A 15,696-nucleotide genomic window follows, 5' to 3' on the forward strand; every position below is an offset into this window, starting at 1 on the left:
TGCGGGTGGGTTCATTGTGGTCCTGGCAACCTTTCTACAGCCCGCGGGCGGCCTTGAATCCGAACACCCAGGCCAGCAGGTTGGCTGGAAACTGGGCAATGGCAGCGTTGTAGTGCAACACCGCTTCGTTGAAAACACGCATCGCCTGGTCGTTCTGCAGAACATGCTCGTCCCACCGAACCTGCCACAGCGACGGAGACGCGGGCGGCGCGTCCGCAGCGGCGGTAGCCACAGACGTCTGCGCCCGGGTCGCTTGCCCACTGTTGTGTGTGGCCTTCTGCCAGGACGCATGGAGCACCTCGCGCGCTGCCGCCAAGGCGGCCACCGCGTCTGGCTGCAAGGGACGCGCCCGCGCCATGGCCAAGGATGCGCTCAACTGGGTGGTGGCGCCTTGCAGTGCCGCCATCTCTGGCTCCGTGCCACCTGCCAAGGGGACCTGCTGTACCGCTTGCGCCGCACCATACTCACCCATCAAAGACAGCTGGCGCACCATGTGAGCGTCAAAGCTGCCAAACGCCTGCACAACGGCCGAGCGCAGCCGCATCAGGCGGTTGTAGGCGCCCAGCGCCCAAAAAGCGGCAATGGCAAAAACAATCCAGAAAAGGGGCGATGACCACATGCACAGTTGCCGTCCTCGCGTGCACCACGCGTTACGGCCCGATAAGGAAATGAGGGAGAAAGGCGAAGACTACGAAAGATCGAAGTGCGGGTTCCAGAAAAAAGCTCCCGGCCTGCCAGGGACAGGACGGGAGCTTTTCAGAGGCGGCCCGAAGGCTTAGTCAGCGGCTGCGTCGGTCGCGGTGGAGGTGCTGCCCTCGACTTCCGTTGCTTCACCCTGGGCTTCCATCTCGGCGGCTTCGGCTTCGGCAATGGCACGGCGCTCAGCGTCGTCCATGGCGTCCTTGGCCTTGCGTGCCTGGTGGTAGGCCATGCCGGTACCGGCCGGGATCAGGCGACCCACGATCACGTTTTCCTTCAGGCCACGCAGCTCGTCGCGCTTGCCCATGATGGCAGCCTCGGTGAGCACGCGGGTCGTTTCCTGGAAGGAAGCGGCCGAGATGAACGAGTCGGTCGACAGCGAAGCCTTGGTGATACCCAGCAGCAGGTTGCTGTAGGTCGCGGGGATCTTGCCTTCGGCCTGCAACGCATCGTTGGTGTTGAGGATCTCGGAACGCTCGATCTGTTCACCGGCGATGTAGTTGGACTCGCCAACGTTCTCGACCACGACGCGGCGCAGCATCTGGCGAACGATCACCTCGATGTGCTTGTCGTTGATCTTCACACCCTGCAAGCGGTACACATCCTGCACTTCATCAACGATGTAGCGTGACAGCTCTTCGATACCCAGCAAACGCAAGATGTCTTGTGGGTCGGCCGGGCCGTCCACAATCGATTCGCCCTTGTTCACCACCTGGCCTTCGTGAACCAGGATGTTCTTTTCCTTGGGCACGAGTTCTTCGAACACATGGCCTTCAGGGTCGGTGATCTGCAGGCGGACCTTGCCCTTGGTTTCCTTGCCGAACGACACGGTACCGGTCATCTCGGCCAGCGTTCCCTTGTCCTTCGGCGTACGGGCTTCAAACAGCTCGGCCACACGGGGCAGACCGCCGGTAATGTCGCGGGTCTTCTGACCTTCGACCGGGATACGGGCCAGCACTTCACCGGGGCCCACATCCTGGCCGTCGCGCACCTGGATCAGAGCGCCGACCTGGAAGCCGATGGTCACCGAGTGGTCGGTGCCAGGGATCTTCACTTCATTGCCCTGGGCGTCGATCAGCTTCACCTGCGGACGCACGACCTTGGCAGCGCCACGGCGCTTCGGATCGATCACCACCAGCGTGGACAGGCCGGTCACTTCGTCGACCTGCTTGGCCACCGTGAGACCTTCTTCGACGTTCTCGAACTTGGTCTGACCGGCGAACTCGGTGATGATGGGGCGCGTCAGCGGATCCCAGTTGGCGAGGATGGTGCCAGCCTTGATGGTCTGGTCGGCCTTGACCGTCAGCGTTGCACCGTAAGGCACCTTGTGGCGTTCGCGCTCGCGGCCATGCTCGTCGTGGATGATGATTTCACCCGAACGCGCAATCACCACCAGCTCACCCTTGGTGTTGCTCACGTAGCGCATCGTGGCGTTGAAGCCGATCACGCCGTTGGACTTGGCTTCCACGCTCGATGCGATGGCAGCGCGCGATGCGGCACCACCGATGTGGAACGTGCGCATGGTCAGCTGCGTGCCGGGTTCACCGATGGACTGGGCAGCAATCACACCCACGGCTTCGCCGAGGTTGATCAGGCCGCCACGGCCCAAGTCGCGGCCATAGCACTTGGCGCACAGGCCGTAGCGGGTTTCGCAGGTCAGTGCCGTGCGAACCTTCACTTCGTCCACGCCAGCCGCTTCGAGTTCTTCGATGAGGTCTTCGTCGAGCATGACACCCGCTGAGACCAGCACCGAGCGGTTCTCGGGGTGCAGCACGTCTTCAGCCGCCGTGCGGCCCAGGATACGGTCGCGCAGCGATTCGATCACTTCACCGCCTTCGACGATGGCGCGCATCAGCGAACCATTGGAAGTGCCGCAATCTTCTTCGGTCACCACCAGATCCTGCGTCACGTCCACCAGACGGCGGGTCAGGTAACCCGAGTTGGCGGTCTTCAGCGCCGTGTCGGCCAGACCCTTACGGGCACCGTGGGTGGAGATGAAGTACTCCAGCACGTTCAGACCTTCGCGGAAGTTCGCAGTGATAGGCGTTTCGATGATCGAGCCGTCTGGCTTGGCCATCAGACCCCGCATACCGGCCACCTGACGAATCTGGGCTGCAGAACCGCGAGCGCCAGAGTCGGCCATCATGTAGATGGAGTTGAAGGACTCCTGGTCCACTTCCTTGCCGTGGCGGTCCATGACCTTCTGTTTGGACAGCTGGGCCATCATCACCTTGGACACTTCGTCGCCGGCCTTGCCCCAGATGTCCACCACCTTGTTGTAGCGCTCGCCAGAGGTGACCAGACCGGACACATACTGCTGTTCGATCTCCTTCACTTCCTTCTCGGAGCGCTCGATGATGCCGGCCTTTTGTGGCGGCACCAGCATGTCATCAATGGCGATCGAGATGCCGGCGCGCGTGGCCAGACGGAAGCCGTTTTGCAGCAGCTTGTCGGCGAACACGACCGTTTCCTTCAGACCGCACTTGCGGAACGAGACGTTGATCAGGCGCGAGATTTCCTTCTTCTTGAGCGCCTTGTTCATGTTGGAGAACGGCAGGCCCTTGGGAAGAATCTCGGACAGCAGCGCACGGCCGGCCGTGGTTTCCACGAGCGAGGTGGACGGAACGAATTCGCCCGTTTCCTTGTTCTTGGTCCACTCGGTCATGCGCACCGTGATCTTGGCGGCCAGTTCGACCTCGCCGGCGTCCAGAGCACGTTGCACTTCACCGGTATCGGCAAACACCAAGCCTTCGCCCTTGCCGTTGATGCGATCGCGGGTGGCGTAGTACAGGCCCAGCACCACGTCCTGCGAAGGAACGATGGAGGGTTCGCCCGATGCGGGGAACAGCACGTTGTTGGAGGCCAGCATCAGCGTGCGGGCTTCCATCTGCGCTTCCACCGACAGCGGGACGTGGACAGCCATCTGGTCACCGTCGAAGTCGGCGTTGAAAGCCGCGCAAACGAGGGGGTGCAGCTGGATGGCCTTGCCTTCGATCAGGATGGGCTCAAAGGCCTGGATACCCAAACGGTGCAGCGTAGGTGCACGGTTCAGCATCACAGGGTGCTCTTTGATCACCTCTTCCAGGATGTCCCACACCACGGGGGTGCCGGATTCGACTTCCTTCTTGGCGGCCTTGATCGTCGTCGCGATGCCCATGGCTTCGAGGCGCGAGAAGATGAAAGGCTTGAACAGTTCCAGCGCCATCAGCTTGGGCAGGCCGCACTGGTGCAGCTTGAGCGTTGGGCCCACGGTAATCACGGAACGACCGGAGTAGTCCACGCGCTTGCCCAGCAAGTTCTGGCGGAAACGACCCGACTTGCCCTTGATCATGTCGGCCAGCGACTTCAGAGCACGCTTGTTGGCGCCCGTCATGGCCTTGCCACGGCGGCCATTGTCCAGCAGCGAGTCAACAGCTTCCTGCAGCATCCGCTTTTCGTTGCGGGCGATGATTTCAGGGGCCTTCAGCTCCAGCAGGCGGCGCAGACGCGAGTTGCGGTTGATAACGCGGCGGTACAGGTCGTTCAGGTCGGAGGTCGCAAAGCGGCCGCCGTCCAGCGGCACCAGCGGACGCAGGTCCGGTGGCAGCACGGGCAGCACTTCGAGCACCATCCACTCGGGCTTGATGCCCGACTTCTTGAACGCTTCCAGCACCTTCAGGCGCTTGGCGTTCTTCTTGACCTTGACTTCAGAGCCGGTCAGGTCGCCACGCAGGCGCTCAATCGACATGTCGATGTCGATGGATTCCAGCAGGTCCTTGATACCCTCAGCGCCCATCTTGGCGATGAATTCGTCGCCGTATTCCTTGCGCTTGGCGTCGTAGTCGTCCTCGGACATGATGCTGAACTTCTTCAGCGGCGTCATGCCGGGGTCGGTCACCACATAGGCTTCAAAGTACAGCACGCGCTCAATGTCGCGCAGCGTCATGTCCAGCACCAGGCCCAGACGCGATGGCAGCGACTTCAGGAACCAGATGTGGGCGCAGGGCGCGGCCAGGTCGATGTGGCCCATGCGCTCGCGGCGCACCTTGGTCTGCGTGACTTCAACGCCGCACTTCTCGCAGATCACACCACGGTGCTTGAGGCGCTTGTACTTGCCGCACAGGCATTCGTAGTCCTTGATGGGACCAAAAATCTTGGCGCAAAACAGGCCGTCGCGCTCGGGCTTGAACGTGCGGTAGTTGATGGTTTCTGGCTTCTTCACTTCGCCGAAAGACCACGAACGGATCTTTTCGGGCGAAGCCATGCCGATGCGGATGGCATCGAAATGCTCGTCCGGCGTGAATTGCTTGAACAGGTCGAGTAGCGATTTCATAGTGACTCTTTCCTTTTCTGCTTAGGAGCGTTCCAGCTCGATGTCCAGGCCCAGCGAACGGATTTCCTTGACCAGCACATTGAACGATTCCGGCATGCCGGCTTCGATGGCGTGTTCGCCCTTGACAATGGATTCGTACACCTTGGTACGGCCCACCACGTCGTCGGACTTCACGGTCAGCATTTCCTGCAGGACGTAGGCGGCGCCATAAGCTTCCAGCGCCCACACTTCCATTTCCCCGAAACGCTGGCCACCAAACTGCGCCTTACCACCCAGCGGCTGCTGCGTGACGAGCGAGTAAGGACCGGTCGAGCGGGCGTGCATCTTGTCGTCCACCAAATGGTGCAGCTTCAGGTAGTGCATGTAACCAATGGTGGTGGGACGCTCGAAGCGCTCGCCCGTACGGCCATCGAACAGGTACGCCTGCGTGCGGGTGGGCGTGAGGCCCTTGCGCTCTGCTATGTCGTCTGGGTAGGCGATCTTGAGCATGTCCTTGATTTCTTCTTCCGAAGCACCATCGAACACGGGCGTCGCATAAGGCACACCGTTGGTCAGGTTGGCAGCCATGGCCATCACGTCGTCATCGCTGAGCAGCGACAGGTCTTCCGTGCGGCCGCGCGAGTTGTACACCTCTTCGAGGAACTTGCGCATGTCGGCGGCCTTGGCCTGTTCCTGCAGCATGTTGCCGATGCGTTGGCCAATGCCCTTGCCGGCCCAGCCCAGGTGGACTTCCAGCACCTGACCAATGTTCATCCGCGAGGGCACGCCCAGCGGGTTCAGAACGATATCGGCAGGTGTGCCGTCGGCCATGTAAGGCATGTCTTCGACCGGAACGATCTTGGAGACCACACCCTTGTTACCGTGGCGGCCGGCCATCTTGTCACCTGGCTGCAGACGGCGCTTGACGGCCAAGTACACCTTGACCATCTTCAGCACGCCAGCTGGCAACTCGTCGCCTTGCGTGAGCTTCTTGCGTTTCTCTTCAAAAGCCAAGTCGAAGCTGTGGCGCGTCTGCTCCAGCGCGTTCTTGATGGACTCGAGTTGCGTAGCTACTTCGTCTTCAGCCGGGCGGATGTCGAACCAGTGGAACTTCTCGACGGACGACAGGTAGGCCTTGTCGATCTTCGTGCCCTTGGCCAACTTCTGCGGGCCGCCGTTGGCCACACGGCCGTTCAGCAGCTTTTCGATACGGTCGAAAGCGTCGGCTTCCACAATGCGCAGCTGGTCGTTCAGGTCCAGGCGGAAACGCTTGAGTTCATCGTCGATGATCTGCTGGGCGCGCTTGTCACGCTGGATGCCTTCACGGGTGAACACCTGCACGTCGATCACGGTGCCCGACGAGCCCTGGTCCACGCGCAGCGAGGTGTCCTTCACGTCGGAAGCCTTTTCACCGAAGATGGCGCGCAGCAGCTTCTCTTCAGGCGTGAGCGTCGTTTCGCCCTTGGGCGTGACCTTGCCCACCAGCGTATCGCCGGGTTGCACTTCGGCGCCCACGTAGATGATGCCGGATTCGTCCAGGCGGTTCAGTTGCTGCTCGGACAGGTTCGGAATGTCGCGCGTGATTTCTTCGGCGCCCAGCTTCGTGTCGCGCGCCATGACCACGAGTTCCTCGATGTGGATCGAGGTATAGCGGTCTTCGGCCACCACGCGTTCGGAGATCAGGATCGAGTCTTCGAAGTTGTAGCCGTTCCAAGGCATGAAAGCGATCAGCATGTTCTGGCCGATGGCGATTTCGCCGAAGTCCGTCGATGCGCCGTCGGCGATCACGTCACCCTTGACCAGCATGTCGCCCTTCTTGACGATGGGGCGCTGGTGGATATTGGTGTTCTGGTTGGAACGCTGGTACTTGATGAGGTTGTAGATGTCCACACCCACTTCACCGGCCACGGCTTCGGCATCGTTGACGCGGATCACGATACGGGTCGCATCCACATAGTCCACCACACCGCCACGGGTCGCCGTCACGACGGTGCCCGAGTCCACGGCAGCCACGCGCTCGATGCCCGTGCCCACCAGCGGCTTTTCAGGACGCAGCACTGGCACGGCCTGGCGCGACATGTTGGCGCCCATCAACGCGCGGTTCGCATCATCGTGTTCCAGGAAGGGCACCAGCGAAGCCGCGACCGACACGATCTGCGCGGGCGACACGTCCATGTACTGCACGCGGTCTGCACCACACAGAATGGATTCACCCTTCTCACGGGCAGACACCAGATCACCCGTCAAACGGCCATCCTTGTCGAGCACTGCATTCGCCTGCGCGATCACGTACTTGCCTTCTTCGATGGCGGAGAGGTAGTCGATCTCGTTCGTGACCTTGCCATCCACCACGCGACGGTAAGGGGTTTCGATGAAACCGTACTCGTTCAGCCGAGCGTACAGAGCCAGCGAGTTGATCAGGCCGATGTTAGGGCCTTCAGGCGTTTCGATAGGGCAGACGCGGCCGTAATGGGTTACGTGCACGTCGCGCACTTCGAAGCCTGCGCGTTCGCGGGTCAGACCACCCGGGCCCAGGGCGGAAACACGGCGCTTGTGCGTGATTTCGGCGAGCGGATTGGTCTGGTCCATGAACTGCGACAGCTGCGACGCGCCGAAGAATTCCTTCAGGGCAGCCGAGATCGGCTTGCTGTTGATCAGGTCGTGGGGCATCAGCGGCTCTTGCTCGGCCTGGCCCAGACGCTCCTTCACGGCCTTTTCGATACGTGCTAGGCCCGTGCGGTACTGGTTTTCGGCCAGTTCGCCCACGCAACGCACGCGGCGGTTGCCCAGGTGATCGATGTCATCGACTTCGCCGTTGCCGTTGCGCAGGTCCACCAGAATCTTGACCACAGCCAGGATGTCTTCGTTGGACAGCACCATGGGGCCAGTGGATTCGTCGCGGCCAATCTTGGCGTTGAACTTCATGCGGCCCACACGCGACAGGTCGTACGTGTCGGGGTTGTAGAACAGGCGCTGGAACAGGGCCTGCACGGCGTCTTCCGTAGGCGGCTCGCCGGGGCGCATCATGCGGTAGATGGCCACGCGTGCAGCAAATTCGTCCACCGTTTCGTCGATGCGCAGGGTCTGCGACATGTACGCCCCCTGGTCGAGTTCATTGGTGTAGATGCACTGTACGTCTTGCACACCAGCGCTGCGCAGCTTCTTGAGCAGCGCTTCGGTCAGCTCGTCATTGGCCTTGGCGATGATCTCACCAGTGTCCGCATCCACAATGTTGCGGGCCACGACACGACCGATCAGGAAGTCTTCGGGCACGCTAATGTGCGTGGTACCAGACTGTTCCAGTTCGCGGGTGTGGCGGGCCGTCACGCGCTTGTCCTTGGCCACTACGACCTTACCGGACTTGTCGGTGATGTCAAAACGGGCCACTTCGCCACGCAGACGCTCGGACACAAATTCCATTTGTGCACCGCTGTCCATCAAGCGGAAGTTATCGTTGACGAAGAAGTTCGCCAGGATAGATTCTGGATTCAGGCCGATGGCCTTGAGCAGGATCGTGACCGGCATCTTGCGGCGACGGTCCACGCGGAAGTACAGGATGTCCTTGGGGTCGAACTCGAAGTCGAGCCACGAACCACGATAAGGAATGATGCGTGCAGAGAACAGCAGCTTGCCCGAGCTGTGGGTCTTGCCCTTGTCATGCTCGAAAAATACACCCGGCGAACGGTGCAGCTGCGACACGATCACACGCTCGGTGCCGTTGATGATGAACGAGCCCTTGTCGGTCATCAGGGGCACTTCACCCATGTAGACCTCTTGCTCCTTCACTTCCTTGACCACCTTGGACTGCGAGGTCGAGGACTCGCGGTCATAAATGATCAGTTGCACCTTGGCGCGCACAGCCGAGGCGAAAGTCAGACCACGGGTCTGGCACTCGCGCACATCAAAAGCCGGCTTGGCCAGGTTGTATTCAATGAACTTCATCTCCACAAAACCGTTGTGGGAGACGATAGGAAAGGCAGCGTCGAATGCAGCCTGAAGGCCTTCGATGGTTCTTTTCTGGGGTGCTTTATCAGCCTGCAAGAAAGCGGTGTAGGCGTCCTTCTGCATCTGCAGCAGATAAGGAACTTCGAGCACGCTATCGCGGGTGCCGAAACTTTTGCGAATTCGCTTGCGTTCGGTGTAGGAATAGGCCATGAGATCTCCGGGCAAAGACATGAGTCCTGGGTCTTCGACGACTGACCCGCAAGGAGCGCTGTCCTTACGGGCTTGGCGGTTGGCCACTACCAACCATGGCGGACGGTGATGCGTTGCACATCACCCGAACCAAGGCGTCTTCTGCTGTCGGGGTTGTCAGAAGACACTCGAAAACCAGCGTTTGCACAGCGGCTTTCGGGTGCGCTCTGAAAGCACCAAAGGCTGGAGGCCCTTTGAGGAGCACTCCAGCCCTTGAGCAAGACCGAATTACTTGAGTTCGGCCTTGGCGCCGGCTTCCACCAGCTTCTTGACGGCTGCTTCGGCGTCGGCCTTGGCAATGCCTTCCTTGACGTTCTTGGGAGCGCCGTCCACCAGGTCCTTGGCTTCCTTGAGGCCCAGGCCGGTGATTTCGCGCACTGCCTTGATGACGGACACCTTGTTGGCGCCAGCTTCGGTCAGCACCACGTTGAATTCCGTCTTTTCTTCAGCAGCAGCAGCGCCAGCGCCACCACCAGCGGCAGCAGGAGCAGCCATGGCTGCAGCGCTCACGCCAAACTTCTCTTCAATGGCCTTCACCAGGTCATTGAGTTCCAGAACCGTCATGCTGTCCAGCGCGGTCAAAAATGCGTCTTTATCGAATGCCATTTTGATTTCCTAACAATTGTGTTGGTTGTCTGCCGGGCTATCAAGCCGCAACAGGTTCGGCGGCCGGTGCGGCTGCGCCTTCGCCTTTTTTCGCCGCCAGTGCGCCCAGCACAACGGCCGTACGCGACATGGGGGACATAAGCAAGCCACAAATCTGAGCCAGCAGAACTTCCTTGGAAGGAATGTTGGCCAGTTGCTTAACGCCGTTCACGTCCAGGGCCTTACCACCGAAAGCGCCACCGCGAATCACCAGTTTGTCGTTGGTTTTCGCAAAGTCAGCCACCACTTTCGCGGCAGCCACGGCGTCTTCGGAGAAGCCATAGATCAGAGGACCGGTCATCTGGTCAGCCACCACGTCAAACGCGCTGCCAGCCACAGCACGGCGGGCCAAAGTGTTCTTCAGAACACTCAGGTTCACGCCCTTGCTGCGAGCTTCCACACGCAGTTTGGTCATGTCGGCGACCGTGATGCCACGGTATTCCGCGATCACAAGCGTTTGAGCTTTAGCGGCGAGGCTGGTCACTTCACTGATGACCGCTTCTTTCTCACTGCGATTAAGACTCAAGGTCTACTCCTTAAATTGTGCATTCAGGCTTGCGCCCTCGTACACGCTCTTGTTGCAGCGACCAACTGTTTCGGAATGAATTCCATCTGCAGCGGGATCGCCATCTGCGTTGGCCCCGGAGGGATTAAGTGCAAGGCTGCACACCAACGGTCTTGGATGGCCTGGAGATGGTTGTTGCACCACCCCAGCCCACCACATCAGGCCCTTGCAGGCCCGAAGATTTTTTACCGCAATTACGCTGCGATGGATTGTGTGTCCACGCGGACGCCAACGCCCATCGTGGAGGACACAGCGACCTTGCGCAGGTACAGACCCTTGCTCGAAGCAGGCTTGGCCTTGTTCAGAGCGTCGATCAGTGCAGCCAAGTTACCTTGCAGCTTTTCATTGTCGAACGAGCGGCGGCCAATGGTGCTGTGCACGATACCGGCCTTGTCCACACGGAACTGCACCTGACCAGCCTTGGCGTTCTTCACGGCCGTAGCCACGTCGGGAGTAACCGTGCCCACCTTGGGGTTTGGCATCAGGCCACGTGGGCCAAGGATCTGACCCAGGGTACCCACAACGCGCATGGCGTCAGGAGCAGCGATCACCACGTCGAAGGGCATGTCACCAGCCTTCACCATGGCAGCCAGGTCATCCATGCCAACGATGTCAGCGCCAGCAGCCTTGGCTTCTTCCGCCTTGGCACCTTGCGCAAAGACGGCCACACGGGTCGTCTTGCCAGTACCGTTGGGCAGCACGACAGCGCCACGCACCACCTGGTCGGACTTCTTGGCATCAATGCCCAGCTGAACAGCCACGTCGATGGATTCATCGAACTTAGCAGTAGCAGCTTCCTTCACCAGAACCACGGCATCTGCAAAGGCGTACAGCTTGGTGCTGTCAACCTTGCCCTGCAGGGCCTTTTGCTTTTTTGTCAACTTGGCCATTTACAAACCCTCCACCGTCACGCCCATCGAGCGAGCGGAACCAGCCAGCGTACGGACAGCAGCGTCAACATTCGCAGCATTCATGTCCTTCATCTTGGTCTTGGCGATTTCTTCGAGCTGTTCGCGCGTGATCTTGCCAACCTTGGTCTTCAGCGGATTGGAAGAACCTTTTTCGAGCTTGATAGCCTTCTTGATCAGAGTCGTCGCAGGCGGCGTCTTGATGATGAAGGTAAAGCTCTTGTCCGCGAACGCCGTGATGACCACGGGCAGTGGCAGACCTGGCTCCACACCTTGGGTCTGCGCATTGAATGCCTTGCAGAACTCCATGATGTTGAGACCACGTTGACCCAGTGCTGGGCCGATGGGTGGGGATGGATTGGCCTTACCAGCTGGAACTTGCAGCTTGATAAAACCGACGATTTTTTTCGCCATGTTTTACTCCTTACGGGTCATAACGCTGTTGTCGCACCACGCAACAACTGGCTCCCCGGGGTTAACGACTCGCTATCACGATGTTCGCACCGAGTCGAAAAGTGCGGCATCCAACTGCTTACCCTGGCCTCGCCAGGGAGAACTTAGGTGTTATCCGAAAGACCTATGTCTTTTCGACCTGCCCAAACTCCAATTCGACCGGCGTGGAGCGGCCAAAAATCATCACGGAGACCCGCACGCGGCTCTTTTCGTAATTGACCTCTTCAACCGAACCATTGAAGTCGGTGAAGGGACCTTCTTTGACACGTACAAGTTCGCCGACCATGAATTCGATCTTGTGGCGAGGCTTGTCTGTGCCTTCCTGCATCTGACTGACGATTTTCTGGACTTCCTCTTCAGAAATCGGCGCAGGGCGATTTTTCGCCCCCCCTACAAACCCCGTCACCTTGTTGGTGTGCTTCACCAGATGCCAGGTGTCATCGTCCATCACCATCTCGACGAACACATAGCCAGGAAACAAGCGACGCTCTGTCGTCTTGCGCTGGCCGTTCTTCATTTCGACCACTTCCTCGGTCGGCACCAGAATGCGACCAAACTTGTCCTGCATACCCGAGCGACCAATCCGCTCCTGAATATTGCGCTCCACAGCCTTTTCCATGCCCGAGTAGGCATGGACAATGTACCAACGCAGATCGGGATTTGCCGAAGCAGAAGCGCCTGCAGGAGCTTCTGCTCCAGTGATTTCCGCAGCGGTTGTCATGACTTTCTCCAGCCCAAAATCAAGTCGTACAAGACCCATTCCAGCGTCTTGTCAGTGAACCACAGGAAAAGGGCCATGATCACCACAAAGGCGAATACGTAGGCCGTCATCTGCAGGGTTTCCTTGCGGGTGGGCCAAACGACCTTCTTCACCTCGCGCCAAGCGTCTTTGGCAAAAGCAACGAACTGGCGACCGGACTCCGACACCAAGAACACGCCAGCAGCAGCAGCCAGCCCAACGATCAGCGCAGCCCACTGCACCACAGCGCCTTGTTTTCCCAACAAATAGAAGCCTGCAACCGAAGCGATGACCAGGGCCACCACCGCAGCGAGCTTGGCCTTGTCTGCGCCTGTATTGACTGTTTCAACCTGTGAAGTGGCCATCTTTGAGTATTTCCTGCTTCCGATGCACGGCATCACTTAAGACACCGAAGCCCGCCAGGGTCTGGCGGGCTTGTTTTGGGCCACATTCAAGTGGCAGGGGCAGTAGGAATCGAACCTACAACCTTCGGTTTTGGAGACCGACGCTCTGCCAATTGAGCTATACCCCTGTATACCTTGCTAATTAAGCAATGATCTTGGCCACGACGCCAGCGCCCACGGTACGGCCGCCTTCGCGGATAGCGAAGCGCAGACCTTCTTCCATGGCGATGGGGTTGATCAGCTTCACAGTGATCGACACGTTGTCACCAGGCATGACCATTTCCTTGTCGGCTGGCAGCTCGATGGCGCCGGTCACGTCGGTCGTGCGGAAGTAGAACTGAGGACGGTAGTTGTTGAAGAAGGGCGTGTGACGGCCGCCTTCGTCCTTGCTCAGAACATACACTTCAGCGGTGAAGTGGGTGTGGGGCTTGATCGAGCCGGGCTTGCACAGCACTTGGCCGCGCTCCACGTCTTCGCGCTTGGTGCCGCGCAGCAGCAGGCCGACGTTGTCGCCAGCTTGACCTTGGTCCAGCAGCTTGCGGAACATTTCCACGCCGGTGCAGATGGTCTTTTGCGTGTCGCGGATACCGACGATTTCGATTTCTTCGCCGACCTTGATGATGCCGCGCTCAACGCGACCGGTCACCACGGTGCCACGGCCGGAGATGGAGAACACGTCTTCCACGGGCATCAGGAAGGCACCGTCCACAGCGCGCTCTGGCGTGGGGATGTAGGTGTCCAGCGCTTCAGCCAGCTTCATGATGGCTTCTTCACCCAGCTTGCCCTTGTCGCCTTCCAGGGCGAGCTTGGCAGAACCACGGATGATGGGGGTGTCGTCGCCTGGGAAGTCGTACTTGTCCAGGAGTTCGCGCACTTCCATTTCGACGAGTTCGAGCAGTTCTTCGTCGTCCACCATGTCGCACTTGTTCAGGAACACGATGATGTAAGGCACGCCCACTTGGCGAGCCAGCAGGATGTGCTCGCGGGTCTGGGGCATGGGGCCGTCAGCAGCCGAGCACACCAGGATAGCGCCGTCCATCTGGGCTGCGCCGGTGATCATGTTCTTCACATAGTCGGCGTGGCCAGGGCAGTCCACGTGGGCGTAGTGGCGGTTGGCCGTTTCGTATTCCACGTGGGCGGTGTTGATCGTGATACCGCGGGCCTTTTCTTCGGGCGCTGCATCGATCTGGTCGTATGCCTTGGCTTCACCGCCGAACTTGGCGGACAGCACGGTAGCGATGGCTGCCGTCAGCGTCGTCTTGCCATGGTCCACGTGGCCGATTGTGCCCACGTTGACGTGAGGCTTGGTGCGCTCGAACTTACCTTTTGCCATTTTTCCGACTCCGAAAAAAATCTATACCAATACAACTGGATCTCGGCGCAACCAGAATCGGACGCACCTGAAAGTGGTGCCCATGGCGGGAATCGGACCCGCGACCTCTCCCTTACCAAGGGAGTGCTCTACCACTGAGCCACATGGGCAACTTGACACCGCTCGCGCGACATCAAAATCTCCAACTCAACAAACCAGCACAACAAGCAATGGAGCGGGAGACGGGAATCGAACCCGCGTCATTAGCTTGGAAGGCTAGGGTTCTACCATTGAACTACTCCCGCATCGACCAACAGTCTCTGCGCGCCCAGCCCCGCAAACAACGAGACCGAGCACCAACCTCATCACTTCTATTCACTGGTGGAGGGGACTGGATTCGAACCAGTGTAGGCGTAAGCCAACAGATTTACAGTCTGCCCCCTTTAGCCACTCGGGCACCCCTCCGGAGAATTTCGAATTATAGCACCAGTTTTTTGCAGTCCGGAGAAATTCACAAGGCCAAGCCACCACGCCAAGTTCATGACAGGAGGCAAAGCTATACAAATTCATGGTGCGGCTGGCGGGGATCGAACCCACGACCCTTGGCTTCGGAGGCCAATACTCTATCCACTGAGCTACAGCCGCACGACCGAAATGGCACAGCTTCACATTATCGCACGCCACCACACGTCGAAGGAATCAATCACAACCGACTCCCGTACAACGACGAAATGGATGGCACATCAGGAAGGAAGACTGCAAACCTCGGCACCCGAGGACACCGGCAGCGAGAGCCCCAGCCCCAACAAAAAGGCATCGGTACAGGCACCACCAACACCCACAAGATCAAAACCACCCTCGCTCAGGATCCAGTTTCGAATCAAGCCATCGAACAGGGCATGCAAACCAATCGCCGCCTCGATCGGAGCCATCGGCAAGACAACCCCCTGGTGCTGCGCCCCCAACGCGAAATCACGCGCCAGCTGCTGCGTAAAACCCTCCGACGCAGCCACATGGCGGTCACGCACCCCCACAAGCTCACTCACATACTCTACTTTGTAGAGCGCGATCTCAAAAACCCTGCGCGTTCGCTCATCTGAGGCAACGCCGCGCAGCACGAGCGCCATCACCGCGCGCAATCGCTGCACAGGGTCTGGGCAGGTACTGCTCTCAAACTCCCCGTAGCCTTGCTCTAGCGGAAGTGTCACCCGATCCATCATGGCATTGAAAAGATCCACCTTGTCCTTGAAGTGCCAGTAGATCGCTCCCCGCGTAGCCCCCGCAGCCTGCGCAATATCACTCAGCGAAGCGCGTGAGACCCCCTTCTCCCGAAAAACCTGCTCCGCCGCATCAATCAAGCCGTTGCGCGTGGCAACCGCATCTTCCTTGGTTCGACGCGCCATTGGTATTTGTCTCCTCGTTCTACACACTACGTACCCACACGATCCACAAAGGCATCAGCCGTCACAATTATACATTCATGTCT

11 protein-coding genes and 5 tRNA genes are annotated in these 15,696 nt (G+C 59.4%); all 16 read right to left on the reverse strand.

Translation table 11 applies throughout. The features are described 5' to 3' along the window. Positions 1 to 34: 34 nt before the first annotated feature. Positions 35 to 619: a LemA family protein gene (locus C8C93_RS17960; protein ID WP_121507807.1), complete on the reverse strand. Its 585-nt coding sequence runs from the start codon at positions 617 to 619 to the stop codon at positions 35 to 37. 156 nt (positions 620 to 775) lie between these two features. Beyond that, complete coding sequence (rpoC, locus tag C8C93_RS17965) at positions 776 to 5,011, reverse strand: DNA-directed RNA polymerase subunit beta' (protein ID WP_055398513.1); 4,236 nt, start codon at positions 5,009 to 5,011, stop codon at positions 776 to 778. 21 nt (positions 5,012 to 5,032) lie between these two features. Beyond that, positions 5,033 to 9,145 carry a DNA-directed RNA polymerase subunit beta gene (gene rpoB, locus C8C93_RS17970; RefSeq protein WP_055398512.1) on the reverse strand — a complete coding sequence of 1,371 codons (4,113 nt, stop codon included), beginning with the start codon at positions 9,143 to 9,145 and terminating at the stop codon, positions 5,033 to 5,035. Positions 9,146 to 9,412: 267 nt separating this feature from the next. Continuing rightward, a complete protein-coding gene (gene rplL / locus C8C93_RS17975; RefSeq protein ID WP_008907085.1) occupies positions 9,413 to 9,790 on the reverse strand; it encodes a 50S ribosomal protein L7/L12 in 378 nt (125 codons plus the stop codon). A 40-nt stretch (positions 9,791 to 9,830) separates the two neighbouring features. Beyond that, positions 9,831 to 10,355, reverse strand: coding sequence for a 50S ribosomal protein L10 (gene rplJ, locus C8C93_RS17980; protein WP_055398511.1), 525 nt, complete (start codon positions 10,353 to 10,355; stop codon positions 9,831 to 9,833). Positions 10,356 to 10,588: 233 nt separating this feature from the next. Next, positions 10,589 to 11,284: a 50S ribosomal protein L1 gene (gene rplA, locus C8C93_RS17985; protein ID WP_055398510.1), complete on the reverse strand. Its 696-nt coding sequence runs from the start codon at positions 11,282 to 11,284 to the stop codon at positions 10,589 to 10,591. Continuing rightward, the gene (rplK, locus tag C8C93_RS17990; protein WP_010467238.1) at positions 11,285 to 11,716 is read right to left on the reverse strand and encodes a 50S ribosomal protein L11; all 432 of its coding nucleotides are present in this window, start codon (positions 11,714 to 11,716) and stop codon (positions 11,285 to 11,287) included. Positions 11,717 to 11,879: 163 nt separating this feature from the next. Continuing rightward, positions 11,880 to 12,476, reverse strand: a complete 597-nt coding sequence (nusG, locus tag C8C93_RS17995; RefSeq protein WP_082437456.1) for a transcription termination/antitermination protein NusG — start codon at positions 12,474 to 12,476, stop codon at positions 11,880 to 11,882. Beyond that, positions 12,473 to 12,859 carry a preprotein translocase subunit SecE gene (gene secE / locus C8C93_RS18000; protein WP_121422025.1) on the reverse strand — a complete coding sequence of 129 codons (387 nt, stop codon included), beginning with the start codon at positions 12,857 to 12,859 and terminating at the stop codon, positions 12,473 to 12,475. The genes nusG and secE overlap by 4 nt, the downstream gene beginning before the upstream one ends. 91 nt (positions 12,860 to 12,950) lie before the next feature. Then, positions 12,951 to 13,026, reverse strand: a tRNA-Trp gene (locus tag C8C93_RS18005). 14 nt (positions 13,027 to 13,040) lie between these two features. Beyond that, complete coding sequence (tuf, locus tag C8C93_RS18010) at positions 13,041 to 14,231, reverse strand: elongation factor Tu (protein ID WP_056642984.1); 1,191 nt, start codon at positions 14,229 to 14,231, stop codon at positions 13,041 to 13,043. Positions 14,232 to 14,305: 74 nt separating this feature from the next. Further along, positions 14,306 to 14,380 (reverse strand) — tRNA-Thr (locus C8C93_RS18015). 61 nt (positions 14,381 to 14,441) lie between these two features. Next, positions 14,442 to 14,515: transfer RNA gene (locus tag C8C93_RS18020), tRNA-Gly, on the reverse strand. Positions 14,516 to 14,589: 74 nt separating this feature from the next. Continuing rightward, positions 14,590 to 14,675 (reverse strand) — tRNA-Tyr (locus C8C93_RS18025). A 104-nt stretch (positions 14,676 to 14,779) separates the two neighbouring features. Next, positions 14,780 to 14,855, reverse strand: a tRNA-Arg gene (locus tag C8C93_RS18030). Positions 14,856 to 14,953: 98 nt separating this feature from the next. Beyond that, positions 14,954 to 15,613, reverse strand: coding sequence for a TetR family transcriptional regulator (locus C8C93_RS18035; RefSeq protein ID WP_121507808.1), 660 nt, complete (start codon positions 15,611 to 15,613; stop codon positions 14,954 to 14,956). Between the last annotated feature and the right edge of the window lie 83 nt (positions 15,614 to 15,696).

It is taken from the genome of Acidovorax sp. 93, assembly GCF_003633835.1.
Taxonomy (GTDB): domain Bacteria; phylum Pseudomonadota; class Gammaproteobacteria; order Burkholderiales; family Burkholderiaceae_C; genus Acidovorax; species Acidovorax facilis.

Excerpts from the sequence above, each read along its gene's own strand:
- rpoC (WP_055398513.1), bottom strand. The coding sequence starts at position 5,011 with ATGAAATCGCTACTCGACCTGTTCAAGCAATTCACGCCGGACGAGCAT.
- rplL (WP_008907085.1), bottom strand. The coding sequence starts at position 9,790 with ATGGCATTCGATAAAGACGCATTTTTGACCGCGCTGGACAGCATGACG.
- C8C93_RS17960 (WP_121507807.1), bottom strand. The coding sequence starts at position 619 with ATGTGGTCATCGCCCCTTTTCTGGATTGTTTTTGCCATTGCCGCTTTT.
- rplA (WP_055398510.1), bottom strand. The coding sequence starts at position 11,284 with ATGGCCAAGTTGACAAAAAAGCAAAAGGCCCTGCAGGGCAAGGTTGAC.
- nusG (WP_082437456.1), bottom strand. The coding sequence starts at position 12,476 with ATGACAACCGCTGCGGAAATCACTGGAGCAGAAGCTCCTGCAGGCGCT.
- rpoB (WP_055398512.1), bottom strand. The coding sequence starts at position 9,145 with ATGGCCTATTCCTACACCGAACGCAAGCGAATTCGCAAAAGTTTCGGC.
- C8C93_RS18035 (WP_121507808.1), bottom strand. The coding sequence starts at position 15,613 with ATGGCGCGTCGAACCAAGGAAGATGCGGTTGCCACGCGCAACGGCTTG.
- tuf (WP_056642984.1), bottom strand. The coding sequence starts at position 14,231 with ATGGCAAAAGGTAAGTTCGAGCGCACCAAGCCTCACGTCAACGTGGGC.
- rplK (WP_010467238.1), bottom strand. The coding sequence starts at position 11,716 with ATGGCGAAAAAAATCGTCGGTTTTATCAAGCTGCAAGTTCCAGCTGGT.
- secE (WP_121422025.1), bottom strand. The coding sequence starts at position 12,859 with ATGGCCACTTCACAGGTTGAAACAGTCAATACAGGCGCAGACAAGGCC.